Origin of the sequence: Micromonospora sp. NPDC051296 (genome assembly GCF_040682255.1) — a bacterium.
GTDB lineage: Bacteria > Actinomycetota > Actinomycetes > Mycobacteriales > Micromonosporaceae > Micromonospora > Micromonospora craterilacus.
In genome coordinates this window covers 1-1,166 of sequence record NZ_JBFBAO010000676.1, presented here as the reverse complement: position 1 = coordinate 1,166, position 1,166 = coordinate 1, and the positions used below count along the sequence as shown (strand labels likewise).

Here is a 1,166-nt window from a genome sequence, read left to right as displayed (position 1 = left end):
GGCGTACAGCTGGACAGCGCGGTGAACGACGCCTTCACCGCCTACAACCCGCTGGAGCGGCGGCACCGTGGGTCAGGTCGACCGCATCGGCGGCGAGCGCGCCGCGCAGCGGTGCCACCTCGGCACCGGCCCGCCGGGTCAGGATGGTGGCCAGCGCCGGCAGGGCCACCCCGGCCACCAACAGCCCGACGGCGAGCGCCAGCGCGGCCGGCGGTGAGATGAGCGCGGCCAGGCCCACGGCCGCCACGCTCACCAGCCCGGCCGCCGCGCCCGGGACGAGCACCCGCAGCAGCAGGTCCTGCACCGCCTCCACGTCGGAGACCAGCCGACTCAGGGCGTCGCCGGTGCGTGGCGGGGCGCCGCGCCGGGCGGCCAGGGTGGCGAAGACCCGGGTACGGACGTCGGTGACGAGGCGGAGCACCGCGTCGTGGCCGGCGAGGCGTTCGGTGTAGCGCAGCACGCCCCGGCTGACGGCGAGCGCCCGCACCGCGACGATCGCCACGGTGAGCCGGTCCAGCGGAGGCCGGTCGGCGGCGGTCATCAACAGCCAGGTCGCGGTGGCCATCAGGGCCAGCCCGGCGAACTCGGTTGCCGCGGCGAGCAGCCCGGCGCCGACCAGGCGCTTCAGGTACGGCCGGGCCAGGCGCAGCACGGTCAGTTCCGGGGGGCTCATCGGGCCTCCCCGGCCGGTGTGGGCGTCAGCTCGGTCACCCGGCCGTCCTCGACCCGCAGGATGCGGTCGGCGTCCTCCAGCAGCGCAGGCCGGTGCGCGACCAGCAGCGCGGTGCGGCCGGCCACCAGCCGGTGGGTGGCCGACAGCACCACCGCCTCGGCGGCGGCGTCGAGGCGCGCGGTCGGCTCGTCGAGCAGGACCAGGGGGGCGTCCCGCAGGAACGCCCGGGCCAGCGCGACCCGCTGCCGCTGCCCGCTGGACAGACCGTGCCCGCGCTCGCCGAGCCGGGTGTCCAACCCCTCGGGCAGCGCGGCGACCACGTCGTCGAGGGCGGCGTCGCGGACGGCGGCGACGACCGCGACCGGCGGGGCGTCCGGGCTGCCGAGCCGGATGTTGTCGGCCAGCGACGCGGCGAACAGGTGGGCCCGCTGTGGCACCCAGGCCACCTGCCGGCGCCAGCCGTCGAGGTCGGCCTCGGTCAGGTCCACCCCGC

1 protein-coding gene and 1 pseudogene are annotated in these 1,166 nt (G+C 77.9%); both read right to left on the bottom strand.

The window, feature by feature from the left end; translation table 11 throughout:
* Positions 1 to 58: 58 nt before the first annotated feature.
* Positions 59 to 652, bottom strand: a pseudogene (locus AB0M52_RS34055) (thiol reductant ABC exporter subunit CydC); the annotation flags it as partial.
* Between the two features lie 17 nt (positions 653 to 669).
* A partial coding sequence (locus AB0M52_RS34050) for an ABC transporter ATP-binding protein (RefSeq protein ID WP_363962016.1) occupies positions 670 to 1,166 on the bottom strand: 497 nt, incomplete at its 5' end.